Raw genomic sequence first — 15,267 nt, forward strand, 5'->3', positions numbered from 1 at the left:
AAAACTATGCCTGAGGTTTTAACCATTATCCCCGATCCCCTGTCGTAAATTGAGTATTGTGGATAGTATGGCTTCCCTAAGGCTATCTATACCCCAGGCACGTGTAGCAGATACAATCACTGTATTGGGTTGCTTTTCTTTGACGGTCTCCTGTATAAAAGCAATAGCTTCTTGCTCATTCCATGTGATTGAATGATCCAGGACACGGTCTACCTTGTTTAGAATCGTAATTCTGGGTTTTTGAAAAATGCTCATGTCTTCTAATATTTTTTCAACCGTTTCGCATTGTTCAGCAGCGCGAGGATTGGAAAAATCTACTACGTGGATCAAGATATCAGCCTGGTTTATTTCTTCAAGAGTAGCTCGAAAAGCAGAGACCAAACCAGGAGGAAGCTTGCGAATAAAGCCAACTGTGTCGCTTATTAAAGCAACGCTGTTATCCGGTAAGGAAACTCGACGGGTGGTTGGATCAAGTGTGGCAAACAGTTTGTCTTCTGCCAATATGTTCGCACGGCTAAGTACATTTAAAAGAGTGCTCTTTCCTGTGTTAGTATAACCAACTAATGCTAAGATAGGGATTTTACTTTGCTTGCGTGTTTTCTGGTACAGCCTTCTCTGCTTTTTTATATCTTCTATCTGCTGTTTTAACCGGCTAATTTTTTTCTGTGCCAGCCGGCGGTCAGTTTCGATTTGGGTTTCTCCCGGACCTCGGGTGCCAATACCGCCACCCAACCTCTCAAGATGACTCCATTGCCCTGCCAGGCGCGGTAGCAGGTATTCGCTCTGAGCTAACGCAACCTGTAAAATCCCCTCACGGGTACGAGCATGTTTAGCAAATATATCGATAATTAAAGCCACCCGATCGATAATCTTTACGCCAATTTGATCTTCCAGATTCCGCTGCTGCAGAGCAGACAGTTCATCATCAAAAATGAGTAAATTATAGCCAAGGGAATCCTTGAGTTCCTTTAGCTCTTCCAGTTTTCCTTTACCAAGATAGTAGTTTTTTAGAGGACTGGAAATTTGCTGACTTAGCCTCCCAACAACAGTAGCTCCTGCTGTAATAGCAAGCTGTTCAAGCTCATCCAGGGATTCTTTTACCGGCCAGTTATCTTTTTTTATCCCGGTATCCACCGCAACCAGCACAGCCTTTTCTCTGACGGATTCAGTTGAAACAATTTCTTTTATGGTTTTAGCCATTTTTTATTTATTACCTGGTTTTTGCCTTAAATGGGTGTTTATCATCTTTCCAGCCGCTGAGCTTGGATAGTCCCTTGATAAGCAAAGCATCGTGAATAGTTAAAGAGAAGCGTACAAATCCTTCCCCATATTTTCCATACCCGGTACCCGGCGTTACAGCCACACTGCATTGATCAAGCAAGCTATTGGTAAATTCCAGTGATGTATATCCAGGCGGAACTTTCGCCCAGATATACAAACCACCTTCAGGGGGGTTAATTTCCAGACCAATATCTGAAAGCACTTCGCATATCAGGTCGCGACGCTTGCGATATACTTCTATGTTGGCTTTTACAACATCCGAGGAGCTTTTAAGTGCGGTGATAGCAGCTCTTTGTATTGCTTGGGGAATTCCAGAATCCAGATTGGATTTCAGCGTACCGAGAGCTTTAACAATGTCCGGATTACCCACTGCCATTCCAGCCCGCCAACCCGTCATATTATATGTCTTGGAAAGCGAGTGAAACTCGATTGAAATATCCTTTGCCTTGCTGACTTCAAGAAGGCTTGGTGGCCTGCGGTCAGAAAAATATATTTCAGAATAGGGATTATCATGGCATATTACTATGTCATTGCGCCGGGCAAAATCAACTGCACGAATAAAAAAATCCAGCTGAGCAGTTGCACCGGTTGGGTTGTTGGGGTAATTTAGCCACATCACCTTTGCCTTCTTTAAAACTTCGGCGGGTATCGAATCAAAATCTGGCAAGAAGTTATTTTTTTCAAGGAGAGGCATATTATATGGCTCTCCTCCGGCAAGTGTTGTTCCTATACTATAAACCGGATACGCCGGGTCTGGTACCAGCGCGATATCACCAGCATCAATAAGGCAAAAGGCAATATGGCCAATACCTTCCTTTGAACCAATCAGAGGCACAACTTCAGTATTGGCATCTAGCTCTACCCCAAAACGGTTTTTATACCAAATTGCGATTGCCTGTCGCAACTCCAGCAAACCTATGGTTTCCGGATAACGATGGTTTTCTGCTTCGTGGGCAGCTGAACACAAGCTCTCTATCACCGAAGATGGGGTAGGAATGTCCGGGTCGCCTATTGCAAAACTGATTACTTCTTCCCCGTTCGCTCTTTTCTGAGCAATTTTGCGGTTTATTTCCACAAATAAATATGGTGGCAAACTAGAAAGACGTTTGGATAATCTCATTGAATTCAACCTCTAAAATTAAAAAGTGGTATTTAGTAATTGACCAGAATACACTGTGACAGCTTTTCCTGTGAGATACACTTCTCCAGGTTTATCCCAGTTAACCTCCAGGTTGCCGCCTGGTAGACTAATAGTAACCGGGTTATCCGTCATGCTGATCAGTTGCGATACAACCCCGATAGCGCTTGCCCCGCTCCCACAAGCAAGTGTTTCCCCCGCTCCCCGCTCCCATACTCTTGCTTCAATCAGGCGACGATTGATAACACGGACAACTTCAAAATTGGTTTTTTGCGGAAATATTTCCGCATTTTCAACCAGCGGACCTAAGCGAGTTAATGGAAATTCACTAACCGGCTGCTTGGTAAAATAGATCGCATGAGGGTTACCCATAGAAACAAGTGCAAGGCTAAGCTCAAAATCGTCTATTTTCAGTGGGAAATCCAGGAAAACATTTATGTCAAGTACTTTACGCGGTTTAATATTTCCTGTTTTTACAGGAATTATGGCAGGCTCAAAACTGGGTTTTCCCATACTGGTTTCTATAGTCGTGCCAATGCTATCATTTTCTACAATACGCGCTTTGCGCATCCCGGCTTTAGTGACTATGGTCATATTTTCGCTATTAACATAGCCTTTATCAAAGCTAAACTTCGCCAAGCATCGTAAACCGTTGCCGCAAGCCTCCGCTTCTGAACCATCCGGGTTAAACATTTTCATACCGACATCTGCTTTGACATCCCTGGTAAGCACCAGTATTCCGTCGGAGCCAATACCAAAGCGGCGGTCACAGGCAAAGCGAGCAAACGCGGGGTAACTATCAATCGTTTCTGTTTCTTCTACCAGTACGAAATCATTACCAGCACTTTGCATTTTAATAAACTTTATATTCATGGATTATTAATGAATCCTTTCACTTCACCGATTATCGTATCTGTGTAATCGGGCTGTGTTATATCAAACCATTTTATTCTTGTATCATGCAAGCTAAACCAATTGTACTGCATTCGCACCAGGCGGTGGCTATCGTTCTTTATGCTGATTATTGCTTCAGAAAGACTGCATTTTCCTTTCAGGTAACGAATAATTTGCCGATAGCCTATACCGCTCATGGAAGGTAAATCCGGAGAATACCCTAATCTTAGCAGCTCTTCTACTTCTTCTTTCAAGCCAGTATGAATCATGCGATCAACCCGTTCATCAATCATCTGGTAAAGCAAATTCCTGGGTGCAGTAAGACCTATAATCAAAGAGTTGTATTTGGGATTTTTTTCTTGTATCCTGGAAATTCCCCCGGTTATGGCTACCTCTAGAGCCCGTATTACCCGCCGTGTATTTCTTGGATCGATTCGGGCGGCTGCTTCTGGACTTATTTCCTCAAGATCTCTATAAAGAGTATCTGCTTCACCTCTGGCAGCTCTTTCTTCAAGTTGATTGCGCAATTCTATATTTGGTTTAATCCTGGGTATTTCCCACCCTTCAATAATAGCCCATACATACTGACCAGTGCCACCAACCAGCAAAGGGATCTTACCTTTATGGCTGATTACCTCTATTGCCTGCGCAACTATATCAGTAAAATTCGCCAGACTGAACGAATCATCAGGGTTAACTATATCGATTCCATAGTGGGGTATCTGTGCTCTTTTAGAAATGGCAGGTTTATCTGTACCGATGTCCATAGAACGGTAAACTTGTCTGGAATCTGCGCTGATTATTTCCCCGTCTAGTCTTTCACCTATTTCCAGGGCTAAGCGGCTCTTGCCGACGCCAGTTGGCCCTAATATGGCAACCAGTTTTTTCATAAGCCTGATATTAGCAACCGACTTGTGAAGCTTGTTTCACTATACCTGTAAACTGTTGAGCTTTAAGACTAGCTCCCCCTACAAGAGCACCATCAATTGTACCACTAGACAGGTAATCAATTGCATTGTGACTGTTTACGCTTCCCCCATAAAGCAGGCGAAGCCTTTCAGCCGATGGCTGGCCATAAAAATCAGAAATGGCTCGCCTTATGGCATCCATGATCAGACTTACTTCATTAACACCGGCATTAATGCCGGTCCCAATCGCCCAAATCGGCTCATAAGCAATTACCATGCTGCTAATATCACGAATATTGCCTAATGATGCCCTTAATTGATTGATTATCATCTTTTCAGCACACCCGGAATTACGATGCTCAAGCGTTTCACCAAGGCAAAGGATCGGTGTTATGCCAACCTCCAATGCTTTTTGCAGTTTCTTATTAATAATTTCGTTGGTCTCTCCGAAAAGTTGGCGCCGTTCGGAATGTCCAATGATGACGTATTTACAAAAAGGTTTTAGCATCAAGGCTGAAATCTCACCGGTGAATGCTCCTTTTTCTTCATAGTGCATATTTTGCGCGCCAAGGCTTATGATACTCAAGCTAACCAAATCGTACAGTGGAATAAGGGAGATAAAAGGCGGGCAGAGTGTTACTTCTACATTGGTGCTCTTTTCAAGCTCGGCTAACATTTCTTTCACCAGACTCACAGCTTCGTCAGTGCTGGTATTCATTTTCCAGTTTCCAGCAATTAAGGGTTTTCTTTTCATTTTCCCTCACTAAGCTCCATACTTTCCCAATTTTTCCGCATTTGCCATCGCCAGCGGCATGATGCTGGTAGCAGGTATCGTTCCTAATCCGCCAGCAAGACATGATGCCTCTGAGAATGACAGGGTATTATCTGGACGGCAATACTCCGCATGAAGTAATAGCGGTACCGGGTGCCAGCTATGGCCTTTAAGCATAGCTGGGGTGGAATGATCACCTGCAATCACCAGCACATCCGGTTTTAGTGCCAGTATGCGTGGAAGGTAACGGTCGACTTCTTCTATCACCCGTACTTTTCGTTGAAAATCGCCATCTTCGCCGGCAGAGTCAGCACCCTTCACGTGCAGGAAGAAAAAGTCATGCGAAGCAAAGGCTTCTTCAAGAGTTTTGATTTCATCCGCTAAGGTTAGCCCTGTTGACAGTACATCCATACCAACCAACCGGGCTAGTCCGCGATACATCGGGTAGCTGGCAACAGACGCTGGCTGGAGTTGATATATCGATTGCATCGTAGGTATATTCGGCATGGAAGAAAATCCTCTGAGGAGAATCATATTAGCTGCCTTTTGCCCAGCGAGAATTTTAGTTGCACTAGTGATAAATTGGTTAACAGCTCTGGCTGTTCTTTCTGCTCTCAGCGAAGTGACAAAAGCTGCAAGCGGTGCAACTCCTACTTGTTGTGGATCAGTATCTTTAACTTCATCACTCAATGTTTCATTTGAACGCATTAAAACCACAAAGCGGTGTTCTCGAACTGGCCGCACTATAAATTCAATCCCGTCGATTATCTGTCCATCCAGGGCTTTACACAGATCTGCGGCTTGTTGGCTTTCAATCCGCCCTGCTCTCCGATCGGTTATTAAACCACCAGGATTAACAGTACAAAAATTTCCCCTGGCAGCAACATCTCCTTGACGGACATCCATATCGATACCAACAGCTTCAAGTATTCCCCTGCCAATGACATATGAAAGTGGATCGTAACCGAACAAACTCAAGTGGCCCGGCGCACTGCCAGGGGTAATTCCTGGTAATACTGGTATGGAAAATCCGCAAACGCTTTTTCTTGCCAGGGAATCCAGATTAGGCTTTTCGGCAGTTTCCAACTCAGTTCTTCCAGAATCGGGATCAGGAACTCCCCCAAGGCCATCAATAACCAGCAGAACTATTTTTTTATCATTTTGCAGCGATAAGGACCGGATCAATTCGATTTGGTTATGACTAACTATAATGCTGCACCTCGCTGATCTCGAATATATTCCACAGCTTCTCCGTCCCTTTCTTTATCCATTAGAACAGAAACGCCAGGCAATGGTTCACCGCTTAAAAACTCAAGAGATGCCCCGCCCCCAGTGGAAACAAATGTCATTTTTTCCGCCAGTTTCATTTCAGTCATAATTTCAGCGGTAGATCCGCCACCCACAATTGTAGTTGCTAATAAGTTCGACATCACCCGGGCGATGGTGCGTGTTCCTTCAGAATATTGCGGAATTTCATAAATACCCATAGGTCCGTTCCAGAAAACGGTGCGGCACTTCTCAAGGACTCCGGTAAATTTGGTAATCGTAAGTGCACCGATATCAACAATCATCTTATCTGGTGGTATTTGTGATATTGGAACATTAATTGGATGAGTTGGCGGATTAATGCTGTCCACAACCATAACATCATCAGGCAGAATCAGCTTGACTCCATTACCAGCAACTTTTTCAATCAGCATTTTAGCGATTTCCAGGGAACCATCTATCAATGACTTGCCCACCTCGTAGCCCTGGGCTTTCAAGAAAGTCGCTGCCATGCCGCCACCAACAATTATGAAGTTCACCTTATCCATGGTGTTTTCCAGCAGCTTTACTTTATCGCTCACTTTGGCTCCACCAAGAAGCACTCCAAAAGGCCGGTTGGGTTTTTCCAGAACCAGACCCAGAGAATTTATTTCCTTCTCCAGCAGTAGTCCAGCTACTGACGGAAGAAATTCAGTAATACCCACAATTGATGCATGCTTGCGATGAGATGTTCCAAAAGCATCATTTACATAGATATCTCCGAGCTGAGCCAGTTTATACGCAAAATGTGGATTGTTCTCTTCTTCATTCGGATAAAAGCGCAGGTTTTCAAGTAATAATATCCCGGAGTTCTGCAAATTATCAGCCAGATGTTCCACCTCCAGGCCGATACAGTCCGATGAAAATTTAACTTCTTCCCTAAGAATTTGACTCAACCTGCTGGCAACTGGTTCCAAACTATATCTCAAATCTCGCTTTCCCTTAGGCCTTCCCAGATGAGAGCACAAGATTACTTTTGCGTCATTGTTTATGAGATATTCAATTGTCGGTAAAGATGCTCTGATGCGGCTGTCATCAGTAATTTCTCCAGTCTGTTCGTTAATTGGAACATTGAAATCAACGCGCACCAACACGCGACGATTGCAAACGGGAACATCCCTCACTGTTTTCTTATCCACTTTCCACCCTTGTTAATAATATTTATATATTGTGAAAAATTAAAGACGCCTGATATCACTCGTCGAGTTTCGATCCGAACAGTCAATGCAAGAACAACAGTCAATAGGATTTTCAAGCAACTGCCGGGCATGAAATAAAATGCCCTGGCTATCAAGATAGTAATTTTTCCTCAGTACGTCCTGTGGACCGTGTTCGGTAAACTCGTCGTTAACCCCAATGTTTTTTAGATTAATTCCCGAAAAGCCATTGTTATGTAAAGCTTGTGATACACTGCTGCCCAATCCACCGGATAATACATTTTCTTCAACGGTCAATATATTAGTAGTTGTATGCGTAATATGTTCGAGCAAGGCTTCGTCCAGAGGTTTAATGAACCTCATATTTATTACTGCCACCTCCCTCCCCTCACCAGCAAGAGCATCAGCGGCGAGTATAGCCGGATGTACGGTGGCACCGGCGGCCAGTATAGCAAGATCGTGCCCCTTCCTCACGATTTCTGCCTTTCCAATGGGCAGCTTATGCAATGGATCTTCAAGCGTAACGCCATACCCGCAACCTCGCGGATATCTGACCGCCATGGGAGCATCATTATAGATAGCGGTAAACAGGAGATGCCTCAGCTCATTTTCATCCATCGGTGTAGCGATAGTCATATTTGGTATAAGATTAAGGTAGGAAAGATCAAGTGTACCCTGATGCGTCTTGCCATCTTCTCCTACTATTCCCGCTCTGTCAATCGCAAACGCAACAGGCAGTTTTTGAATACAAATATCATGAACGATCTGATCGAAGGCTCTCTGTAAAAAAGTTGAATAAATTGCTACGATCGGTCTATATCCCTGCGTTGCCATACCTGCGGCAAAAGTCACTGCATGTTGCTCACAAATCCCTACGTCTATTACCCGTTCGGGAAATTCTGCCTGCACTCCGGTAAGACTATTACCCTCCGGCATAGCTGCAGTAATAACCACTACCCTCGAGTCATTTTTCATGATTTCGAGGCATGTATCGGCGAATACCCTGCTATAACTGGGCGCAGAGGCTTTTTTACCGTTAGAGGGAGGAATGCCATGGAAACAAACAGCGTCGTCTTCAGCCGGCCCATATCCCTTGCCCTTGGTACTTATAACATGAAGTAAAACAGGCTTACGGCTATATGACTGGGCATATTTGAAAGCTTTTTCTAATTCAATCATATTATGCCCATCTACTGGACCAAGGTAAGTAAACCCAAACTCTTCCCATAACCGGGTAGGCATGAGCAATCCTTTAAGGGCACTCTTAAACCGCCGAGCGAGTTTCCACCAAAAATCAGAAAAGGGAACAGATTTTATAATACGCCGACCACGTTCAACCGCACGGTTATAATTATGGGTGAAACGAATACGATCAAGCATTCGCGCTATAGCACCAACGGAAGGTGATATTGACATACCATTATCGTTTAGTATCACAATAATTTTTGAACCTAATTGTGTAGTACTATTGATGGCTTCAAGTGCCATCCCTCCACCGATAGAACCATCACCAATAACGGCAATTACGTGATAATTTTGACCACTTAAATCCCTGGCTTTCGCCATACCCAATGCTGCCGATATGGATGTAGAAGCGTGGCCAGTGCCGAAGTGGTCATGAGGGCTTTCACTGATGTTTGGAAAGCCGGAGAGACCCCCATACGTCCTGATAGATTTGAAGGCGTCTTTACGACCTGTGATAATTTTATGAGCATAAGACTGATGTCCAACGTCCCATATAATCTTATCTTCAGGACTATCAAAGACGCGATGCAAGGCCAACGTAAGCTCAACAGACCCAAGGCTGGAAGCCAGATGCCCTCCGTTGCTAGTAACAACGCTAATTAGTTCGTTGCGGATTTCCTGAGCGAGGGCTTCGAGCTCCTGGGGGTCTAAAGCCTTGACATCAGCTGGCGAACTAACCCTATCCAGTAAACTTGACATTTGCTAGCTGTAAAGCTAAAAGAAGCTTGGTTGAAACCTTCATAATACTAGCAGTGCCACTCAGGTTGTGTCAAGCTGTTAGTAAACACTTAGGGTTATGAAAAGACCGCTCAAATTTCCAGATGCAATGGTATAAAATAACCATGGTTTGACGAACCGATTTTACCTTTGCTACACTTCGAAAGTTAGTAAAATCGAGGCGCTCTTGTCAGCAGAAAAAATAAGTGAAGCACTGATTTCGGCCGGTATCCCCCCAGAACTGGTCATTGTAATTATTGCCGCACTCCCCATAATTGAACTAAGAGGGGCCATCCCCTTTGGTATCAACCTGTTGGGCATGCCATGGTATACCGTTTTACCCCTGGCAATACTCGGGAATATGCTCCCCGTACCATTAATCCTGATCTTTATTGAATTCGTGGCCGGCTGGTTAAGCCGCATGCCAGTATTTGACAAGTTTTTTAACTGGCTTTTTGAAAGAACTCGTCGAAATAGCGGCATTATAGAAAAATACAAGCGTATTGGCCTTGCTTTGTTCGTAGCAGTACCTATTCCAGCTACAGGAGCATGGACAGGTTCTCTTGCGGCAGTTCTTCTTTCTATCGAGCGAAAGTGGGCAGGACTAGCGATCCTGACGGGGGTTATAATTGCCGGTATAATTGTTACAATCCTTAGCCTATTGGGGTGGACAGGGGCAATTATTGCCGGGGTAGCCTTATGCCTGCTATTGGTCTATGGTTTTTGGCGCTCTGCTCGTTAGCTGCTACAATTCTGCGGTATCATAACCTCCATTTAATCTATTTAATAATACCTTCTCCAGAATTAATTGAGCGCGAATTTGTAACACCCTGTGTTTTCTTAGTCCATCCAAATCAGCATCATCAGCCTTTCTTCCCTTTGAAGCCGATAATAATTTCTTCATAGGGACGTTTTCCCTGAACCATTTGAGGGTGATAAAATCGTAGAATAATGACAATAACGGTAGGCAGAGTTCGCTTTTGGTTGAACAGTCTTTTTACTATGTTATACCCACTACTCAAAAAGAGTAGGGATGTAATATGGATTTTATCAAAGAAAAACTACTTAATAAAACTGCAATTACAGGCATATCAGCTATTATTTTATCTTCCGCTTCATTCATTGCTCAATTCATGCTTGAGGGCTGGGAGATGGTAATATCACAATGGCTTTCACCAATGGGCATAGCATCAATTATATTATTTCTACTTGGCAGTGTGCTTATTATATGGAACACTTTTAGAAGGGAATTAACCTTTGAACAAAAAGGAGAAATTGTTGCAGATAGAGAAATATATTTACCGCAACTTGTTCTAACAGTAGATAGCCTATCGAATCGTAAGGAAGAACTTGCGGAAAACCAATAAGGGTACATAAAATATAATATCCTCCCTTGAAAATTTTACTAAAACCCCCGCCCTGAATTAACCAGTATATTCACAGGAACGGGGGTTAAAAACGTGAGGTTTAGTTGTTTAAGGCATAAATTTCCGAGACTTATGCTTTTCATAGGTGTATCTCCTAAGGTTATCAGAGAGGCCGTGGGGCACATCCTAGTTGCCTTTACACTCGACAACTATTCCCATATAATTAATGGCATTCAAGAGAAAGCCATGTTGTTGTTAAATGAAGTGATACCGGAAGGTGTTTTAAATCAAATTAACACAAAATTAACACAAAAAGTTAATGAAGGGTTTCTAAATAACCAGTTTTAGCTTCAAGTCCCTGTAGCTCAGTGGATAGAGCGGCTGCCTTCTAAGCAGCGGGTCGTGGGTTCGAATCCCTCCAGGGACGCCATTTATTTCTTTCACTCTCCCCGTTCAATTCGAATCATCGAATTCAAACTCCAGAAGGCTACCCAACCTATCCTCCCCGTATTGATTCTTCTTTACCTTTTTCCGCACTCGTTACTTGTGGAGTGTATGTTATTGATGTCCGCGGTAAAAGATCAGAGGGTTTGAAAAGAAACCAGATATTTGTAATGGAAAGTTAGCTTGACATCTTGTTCCATGGTGATATAATAGAGATATGTAAAGCAGACTTTCCATGGAAGGGGGTGGGATCTTGAAAAATAGACTAGAGGAAATCCGAAGAGCTAAAGGTATAAAGCAAGAGGATTTAGCCTCAGCTCTTGAAGTTTCAAGGCAAACAATTGGCTCGTTGGAAAACGGTCGGTATAACCCTTCAATCGTTCTGGCTTTTAAAATAGCCCGGTATTTCGGGTTAAGCATCGAGGAAGTTTTTATTTACCAGGAGGAACAGTAAGATGAAACAATATAAGGTTGCTCGGCACTTTATCCTGGCGGCAATCGGATTTTTTATATTTGCTGCAGGTTTAGCGCTCATTAAACTGTTTCCCGATACAGACGGTATATTAAAAACCCTTCCGTTTATATGTATAGGGTTAGGTTCAGGGATCTTTGGTGGAAATATCGGAACAGCAATTAATAACAAAGCCATGCTAAAAAACCCACAATTAGCAAAACAAAAGGAAATCGAGCAAAAAGATGAGCGGAATCAAGCTATCAGTAATAAGTCGAAGGCACGAGTGTACGATCTGATGATCTTTGTGTTCGCTGCAATAATAGTTGCTTTTGCACTTATGCAAGCTGATATACATGTGATCCTTGCATTGGTAGCGATCTATCTGTTCTTTATATTTTCAAATGTTTATTATTTTTACAAATACAACCAGGAAATGTAAGTGTTCAAATGGGGTGCTTCCCCTGCCGGGTACAAATATACCAAATTCAGTAATTTGGACATATTAAGTCAATATAAGCATAACTGGTACTGGAATTTTGTCTTAACCATGGGCGATTCTACGAATATTTGAAATAAGCAACCTGAATGATTTCTTGTTTACCCCAAACCCCGATGGTAACTTTGACTCGCAATCCGTCAACTGTACAACTCAGTGTGGTTGAATCACCCTGGGTTTCCGCTTTGACTGTCTCGGTATAATCCTCCGCATCTTTGAGCATAGCCCGGTAATGCTCTATTGCTTCCAGGCTGGTACCTTTATAACTGAACATTTTAGAAGACAGTATTGACCCATTGGGAGGATTGCTGTTGCAAGCATAATGTTCCTGCCAAGTTTCATCTGGTTTGTAAAGATCGCCAAGCCACTCAGGGAAATCGGTCTGCAGGTAATTTTCAGTTATCCCAAGATTGTTTGGCAGTAATACTGAAAGGTATACAATGGTATCACTGCTCCAGTCATCCCAGCGTGCGCTAACCTCATAACCATCTATCGTGCCAAGGGCATCATAAAAATTGGATTCCTCTGCTGTTTGCAAAAGATCTCTATAGTAAACCTGTATTTCTTCTCTGGTTTTGTCAGTTACGTAGATAACACTGAAGTTGTTGTAGTAACCATCCCTGCCGTTATTATAAGCCGGAAATTGGATGTCCAGCGAACAGAGGTCGATAGCTAAACTACCATACACTGGCCATATGTCTTCTGGGTATCCTTCAAGAAGGTAACCATGATAACTCTGCATATAAGGATCAATACTAGTGGTAGGCGGGGGAGGGGTTGTTGTCGAGGTTGGGGGAAGGGTTGTTGTCGAGGTTGGGGTAGCAGTGGGAGCAGTTGTTGTTGTCGTAGTTGGCTTGGGGGTATAAGGTATTTGCGTAGTTGGACCTGCGGTTGTCAAAGAGTTGGTTGTTGTCACTGGGTTCGAACTAGTTGGAGCGCCCGGTAAAGAAGTAGTAAAGACAGGAGGAGTGCTATATACCGGTGTAGTTGCAGGAGTGTCAGACTTACAACCAGAAAATGGTACAGGCGCCAGAACTATGCCCAAGGCAACAATCGCAGTGAAAATTTTATTCATTAACAATTCCCTCAAATATAATATTTTAACGGGTCATTATACATTAAGTATTTTGATAAAACTAGATAGATCGCCTTTATGAGCACCCCATTTGACTATAATCAAACATCAAAAACTTCAGGATTAATTTCTTCCTCACGGATAAAAATGTGCGAATTCACACTGGTTTTACAGTATAATGGTAACGCTTGTCAGCGGTAGATTATACAAGCTCTGCCCTGGCAAATAATAATAAGTAAAAAAGCCGTTTACTGGAGGGCGATATTAATGGAAAACTACGAAAAGCTGGGTGTCTTTTACCTGGGCAAGAATTATGATTTGAAAAGCAAACAGAACCAGGAGCAGCTGCTGCTGTATGACTCGAAAGATCTGGTAACCCATGCCGTATGCGTTGGTATGACCGGCAGTGGAAAGACAGGTCTTTGTGTTTCTCTCATAGAAGAAGCAGCTATGGATGGCATTCCAGCTATTTGTATAGACCCCAAAGGGGATCTTACCAATCTTCTGCTGACTTTTCCAGATTTGGCGCCAGAAGATTTTTTACCCTGGATTAATAGTGACGATGCCCGTAAAAAGGGGTTAACCGATCAAGAATATGCGATAAAGCAAGCAGCATTATGGAAGAATGGTCTTGCTTCATGGGATGAAAGCGGTGATCGAATACGAAAACTCAGGCAATCTGCCGATTTCTCTATTTACACTCCAGGCTCAACCGCAGGTATTCCCGTTTCAATTATTAAGTCCTTCGATGCACCACCACAAGCAATAATTGAAGATGGCGAACTGTTTCAAGAGCGAATAAGCACCACAGCTACAAGCCTTCTCGGTATTATCGGTATTGACGCCGATCCTATAACCAGCCGGGAGCACATACTTATTTCCACCCTACTTAATCATGCCTGGAGCAAGGGGCAGGATATGAGTATCGCGGGCTTGATATCACAAATTCAGTCCCCACCTGTAAGTCGCATCGGAGTGATGGATTTAGATTCTTTTTTCCCGGCTAAAGACCGGTTTGCTCTGGCGCTTGCTTTCAATAATCTGTTGGCGGCACCAGGATTTAGCTCCTGGCTTGAGGGAGAAGCTCTTGATATACAATCCATACTTTACACGCCATCTGGAAAACCAAGAATAGCTATCTTTTCTATTGCCCACCTCAGCGATTCGGAAAGGATGTTTTTTGTATCTCTTTTACTAAACCAGATTTTAGGATGGACTCGCTCACAATCTGGTACTACCAGCCTGAGGGCTATCGTATACATGGATGAAATATACGGTTTCATTCCTCCGGTTGCCAATCCACCTTCCAAGACCCCGTTTCTTACAATGCTAAAACAGGCCAGGGCATTTGGGGTTGGAGTAGTACTGGCTACCCAGAACCCGGTTGACCTGGATTACAAGGGGTTATCCAACGCAGGCACCTGGTTTATCGGGAGGCTGCAGACCGAAAGAGATAAGTTGAGAATGCTGGATGGCCTGGAAGGTATTGCGGCATCCAGCGGCATGAAGTGGGATCGGGGCAGTATGGAACAGACTCTGGCAGGTTTGAGCAGTCGAATATTTCTTTTAAACAATGTTCATGAGGACTCACCGGTTATTTTCCAGACTCGCTGGGCGATGTCTTATCTGCGTGGCCCCCTTACCCGCACACAGATCAAACAACTGATGGATCCAATAAAAGAAGCACAGAATGCAGCTTCGCCATCTGGCAATGCATTACCTGATAACTTGCACAAGCAAGCGGCGCACGTGAAAACTAATCAATTAGCGCCGGAGCCGGTGGCGATTCAGCATAACCGCCCGGTTCTGCCGCCCAGGATAGCTCAATATTTTGTGCCAGCCCGTGGCAGTCAACCCGGAGGGGCAAGCCTGTACTATCGGCCTGAGGTTATTGGTTCTGGAAAGGTACATTTCTCAAGTGTAAAAGCCGGGGTGAATTTTGTAAAAGACGTGTTCTACCGGGCGCAGGTGAGCGACGCTCCAGTTCCGGTTGATTGGGAAACGGCGGAAGAGG

15 protein-coding genes and 1 tRNA gene are annotated in these 15,267 nt (G+C 43.7%); 6 read left to right on the forward strand and 10 right to left on the reverse strand.

What is annotated here, in order from left to right; all coding sequences use genetic code 11:
* Positions 1 to 18: 18 nt before the first annotated feature.
* From hflX to dxs, 8 genes are read right to left on the reverse strand one after another with little or no spacing between them, the layout of a single operon-like run.
* On the reverse strand, positions 19 to 1,200 hold the full coding sequence (hflX, locus tag PHX29_04010; GenBank protein ID MDD5605059.1) for a GTPase HflX: 1,182 nt from the start codon (positions 1,198 to 1,200) through the stop codon (positions 19 to 21).
* Between the two features lie 10 nt (positions 1,201 to 1,210).
* Positions 1,211 to 2,401 (reverse strand): LL-diaminopimelate aminotransferase, encoded by a 1,191-nt coding sequence (locus PHX29_04015; GenBank protein ID MDD5605060.1) that lies wholly within the window; start codon positions 2,399 to 2,401, stop codon positions 1,211 to 1,213.
* An 18-nt stretch (positions 2,402 to 2,419) separates the two neighbouring features.
* Positions 2,420 to 3,292, reverse strand: coding sequence for a diaminopimelate epimerase (gene dapF, locus PHX29_04020; protein ID MDD5605061.1), 873 nt, complete (start codon positions 3,290 to 3,292; stop codon positions 2,420 to 2,422).
* Complete coding sequence (gene miaA / locus PHX29_04025; GenBank protein MDD5605062.1) at positions 3,289 to 4,203, reverse strand: tRNA (adenosine(37)-N6)-dimethylallyltransferase MiaA; 915 nt, start codon at positions 4,201 to 4,203, stop codon at positions 3,289 to 3,291. Before miaA ends, dapF begins: the two co-directional genes overlap by 4 nt.
* 10 nt (positions 4,204 to 4,213) lie before the next feature.
* A complete protein-coding gene (tpiA, locus tag PHX29_04030) occupies positions 4,214 to 4,975 on the reverse strand; it encodes a triose-phosphate isomerase (GenBank protein MDD5605063.1) in 762 nt (253 codons plus the stop codon).
* Between the two features lie 9 nt (positions 4,976 to 4,984).
* Positions 4,985 to 6,178, reverse strand: coding sequence for a 2,3-bisphosphoglycerate-independent phosphoglycerate mutase (locus PHX29_04035; GenBank protein MDD5605064.1), 1,194 nt, complete (start codon positions 6,176 to 6,178; stop codon positions 4,985 to 4,987).
* A 20-nt stretch (positions 6,179 to 6,198) separates the two neighbouring features.
* Positions 6,199 to 7,437, reverse strand: a complete 1,239-nt coding sequence (locus PHX29_04040) for a phosphoglycerate kinase (protein ID MDD5605065.1) — start codon at positions 7,435 to 7,437, stop codon at positions 6,199 to 6,201.
* A gap of 39 nt (positions 7,438 to 7,476) precedes the next feature.
* The gene (gene dxs, locus PHX29_04045) at positions 7,477 to 9,399 is read right to left on the reverse strand and encodes a 1-deoxy-D-xylulose-5-phosphate synthase (GenBank protein MDD5605066.1); all 1,923 of its coding nucleotides are present in this window, start codon (positions 9,397 to 9,399) and stop codon (positions 7,477 to 7,479) included.
* Positions 9,400 to 9,604: 205 nt separating this feature from the next.
* On the opposite strand from dxs, the gene PHX29_04050 reads away from it, so the two are divergent.
* The gene (locus PHX29_04050) at positions 9,605 to 10,159 is read left to right on the forward strand and encodes a small multi-drug export protein (protein MDD5605067.1); all 555 of its coding nucleotides are present in this window, start codon (positions 9,605 to 9,607) and stop codon (positions 10,157 to 10,159) included.
* Positions 10,160 to 10,162: 3 nt separating this feature from the next.
* On the opposite strand, the gene PHX29_04055 is transcribed toward PHX29_04050, so the two are convergent.
* Positions 10,163 to 10,321, reverse strand: coding sequence for a hypothetical protein (locus tag PHX29_04055; protein ID MDD5605068.1), 159 nt, complete (start codon positions 10,319 to 10,321; stop codon positions 10,163 to 10,165).
* Between the two features lie 136 nt (positions 10,322 to 10,457).
* Between PHX29_04055 and PHX29_04060 the strand changes: the two genes are divergently transcribed.
* From PHX29_04060 to PHX29_04075, 4 genes are all read left to right on the forward strand, one after another.
* On the forward strand, positions 10,458 to 10,784 hold the full coding sequence (locus PHX29_04060) for a hypothetical protein (GenBank protein ID MDD5605069.1): 327 nt from the start codon (positions 10,458 to 10,460) through the stop codon (positions 10,782 to 10,784).
* Positions 10,785 to 11,138: 354 nt separating this feature from the next.
* Positions 11,139 to 11,214: transfer RNA gene (locus PHX29_04065), tRNA-Arg, on the forward strand.
* Between the two features lie 267 nt (positions 11,215 to 11,481).
* The gene (locus PHX29_04070; GenBank protein MDD5605070.1) at positions 11,482 to 11,682 is read left to right on the forward strand and encodes a helix-turn-helix transcriptional regulator; all 201 of its coding nucleotides are present in this window, start codon (positions 11,482 to 11,484) and stop codon (positions 11,680 to 11,682) included.
* Between the two features lies 1 nt (position 11,683).
* Positions 11,684 to 12,121, forward strand: a complete 438-nt coding sequence (locus PHX29_04075) for a DUF6442 family protein (GenBank protein ID MDD5605071.1) — start codon at positions 11,684 to 11,686, stop codon at positions 12,119 to 12,121.
* Between the two features lie 118 nt (positions 12,122 to 12,239).
* Here the strand turns inward: PHX29_04075 and PHX29_04080 are convergent, their stop codons facing one another.
* Positions 12,240 to 13,253: a hypothetical protein gene (locus PHX29_04080; GenBank protein MDD5605072.1), complete on the reverse strand. Its 1,014-nt coding sequence runs from the start codon at positions 13,251 to 13,253 to the stop codon at positions 12,240 to 12,242.
* Positions 13,254 to 13,520: 267 nt separating this feature from the next.
* Between PHX29_04080 and PHX29_04085 the strand changes: the two genes are divergently transcribed.
* Positions 13,521 to 15,267, forward strand: a 1,747-nt coding sequence (locus PHX29_04085) for a hypothetical protein (protein ID MDD5605073.1), incomplete at its 3' end; no start/stop codon positions are given.

It is taken from the genome of Dehalococcoidales bacterium (assembly GCA_028717385.1).
Taxonomy (GTDB): Bacteria; Chloroflexota; Dehalococcoidia; order Dehalococcoidales; family CSSed11-197; genus CSSed11-197.

Coding starts and splice junctions, on each gene's coding strand:
- hflX (MDD5605059.1), bottom strand. CDS start 1,200: ATGGCTAAAACCATAAAAGAAATTGTTTCAACTGAATCCGTCAGAGAA.
- PHX29_04015 (MDD5605060.1), bottom strand. CDS start 2,401: ATGAGATTATCCAAACGTCTTTCTAGTTTGCCACCATATTTATTTGTG.
- dapF (MDD5605061.1), bottom strand. CDS start 3,292: ATGAATATAAAGTTTATTAAAATGCAAAGTGCTGGTAATGATTTCGTA.
- miaA (MDD5605062.1), bottom strand. CDS start 4,203: ATGAAAAAACTGGTTGCCATATTAGGGCCAACTGGCGTCGGCAAGAGC.
- tpiA (MDD5605063.1), bottom strand. CDS start 4,975: ATGAAAAGAAAACCCTTAATTGCTGGAAACTGGAAAATGAATACCAGC.
- dxs (MDD5605066.1), bottom strand. CDS start 9,399: ATGTCAAGTTTACTGGATAGGGTTAGTTCGCCAGCTGATGTCAAGGCT.
- PHX29_04055 (MDD5605068.1), bottom strand. CDS start 10,321: ATGAAGAAATTATTATCGGCTTCAAAGGGAAGAAAGGCTGATGATGCT.
- PHX29_04060 (MDD5605069.1), top strand. CDS start 10,458: ATGGATTTTATCAAAGAAAAACTACTTAATAAAACTGCAATTACAGGC.
- PHX29_04075 (MDD5605071.1), top strand. CDS start 11,684: ATGAAACAATATAAGGTTGCTCGGCACTTTATCCTGGCGGCAATCGGA.
- PHX29_04080 (MDD5605072.1), bottom strand. CDS start 13,253: ATGAATAAAATTTTCACTGCGATTGTTGCCTTGGGCATAGTTCTGGCG.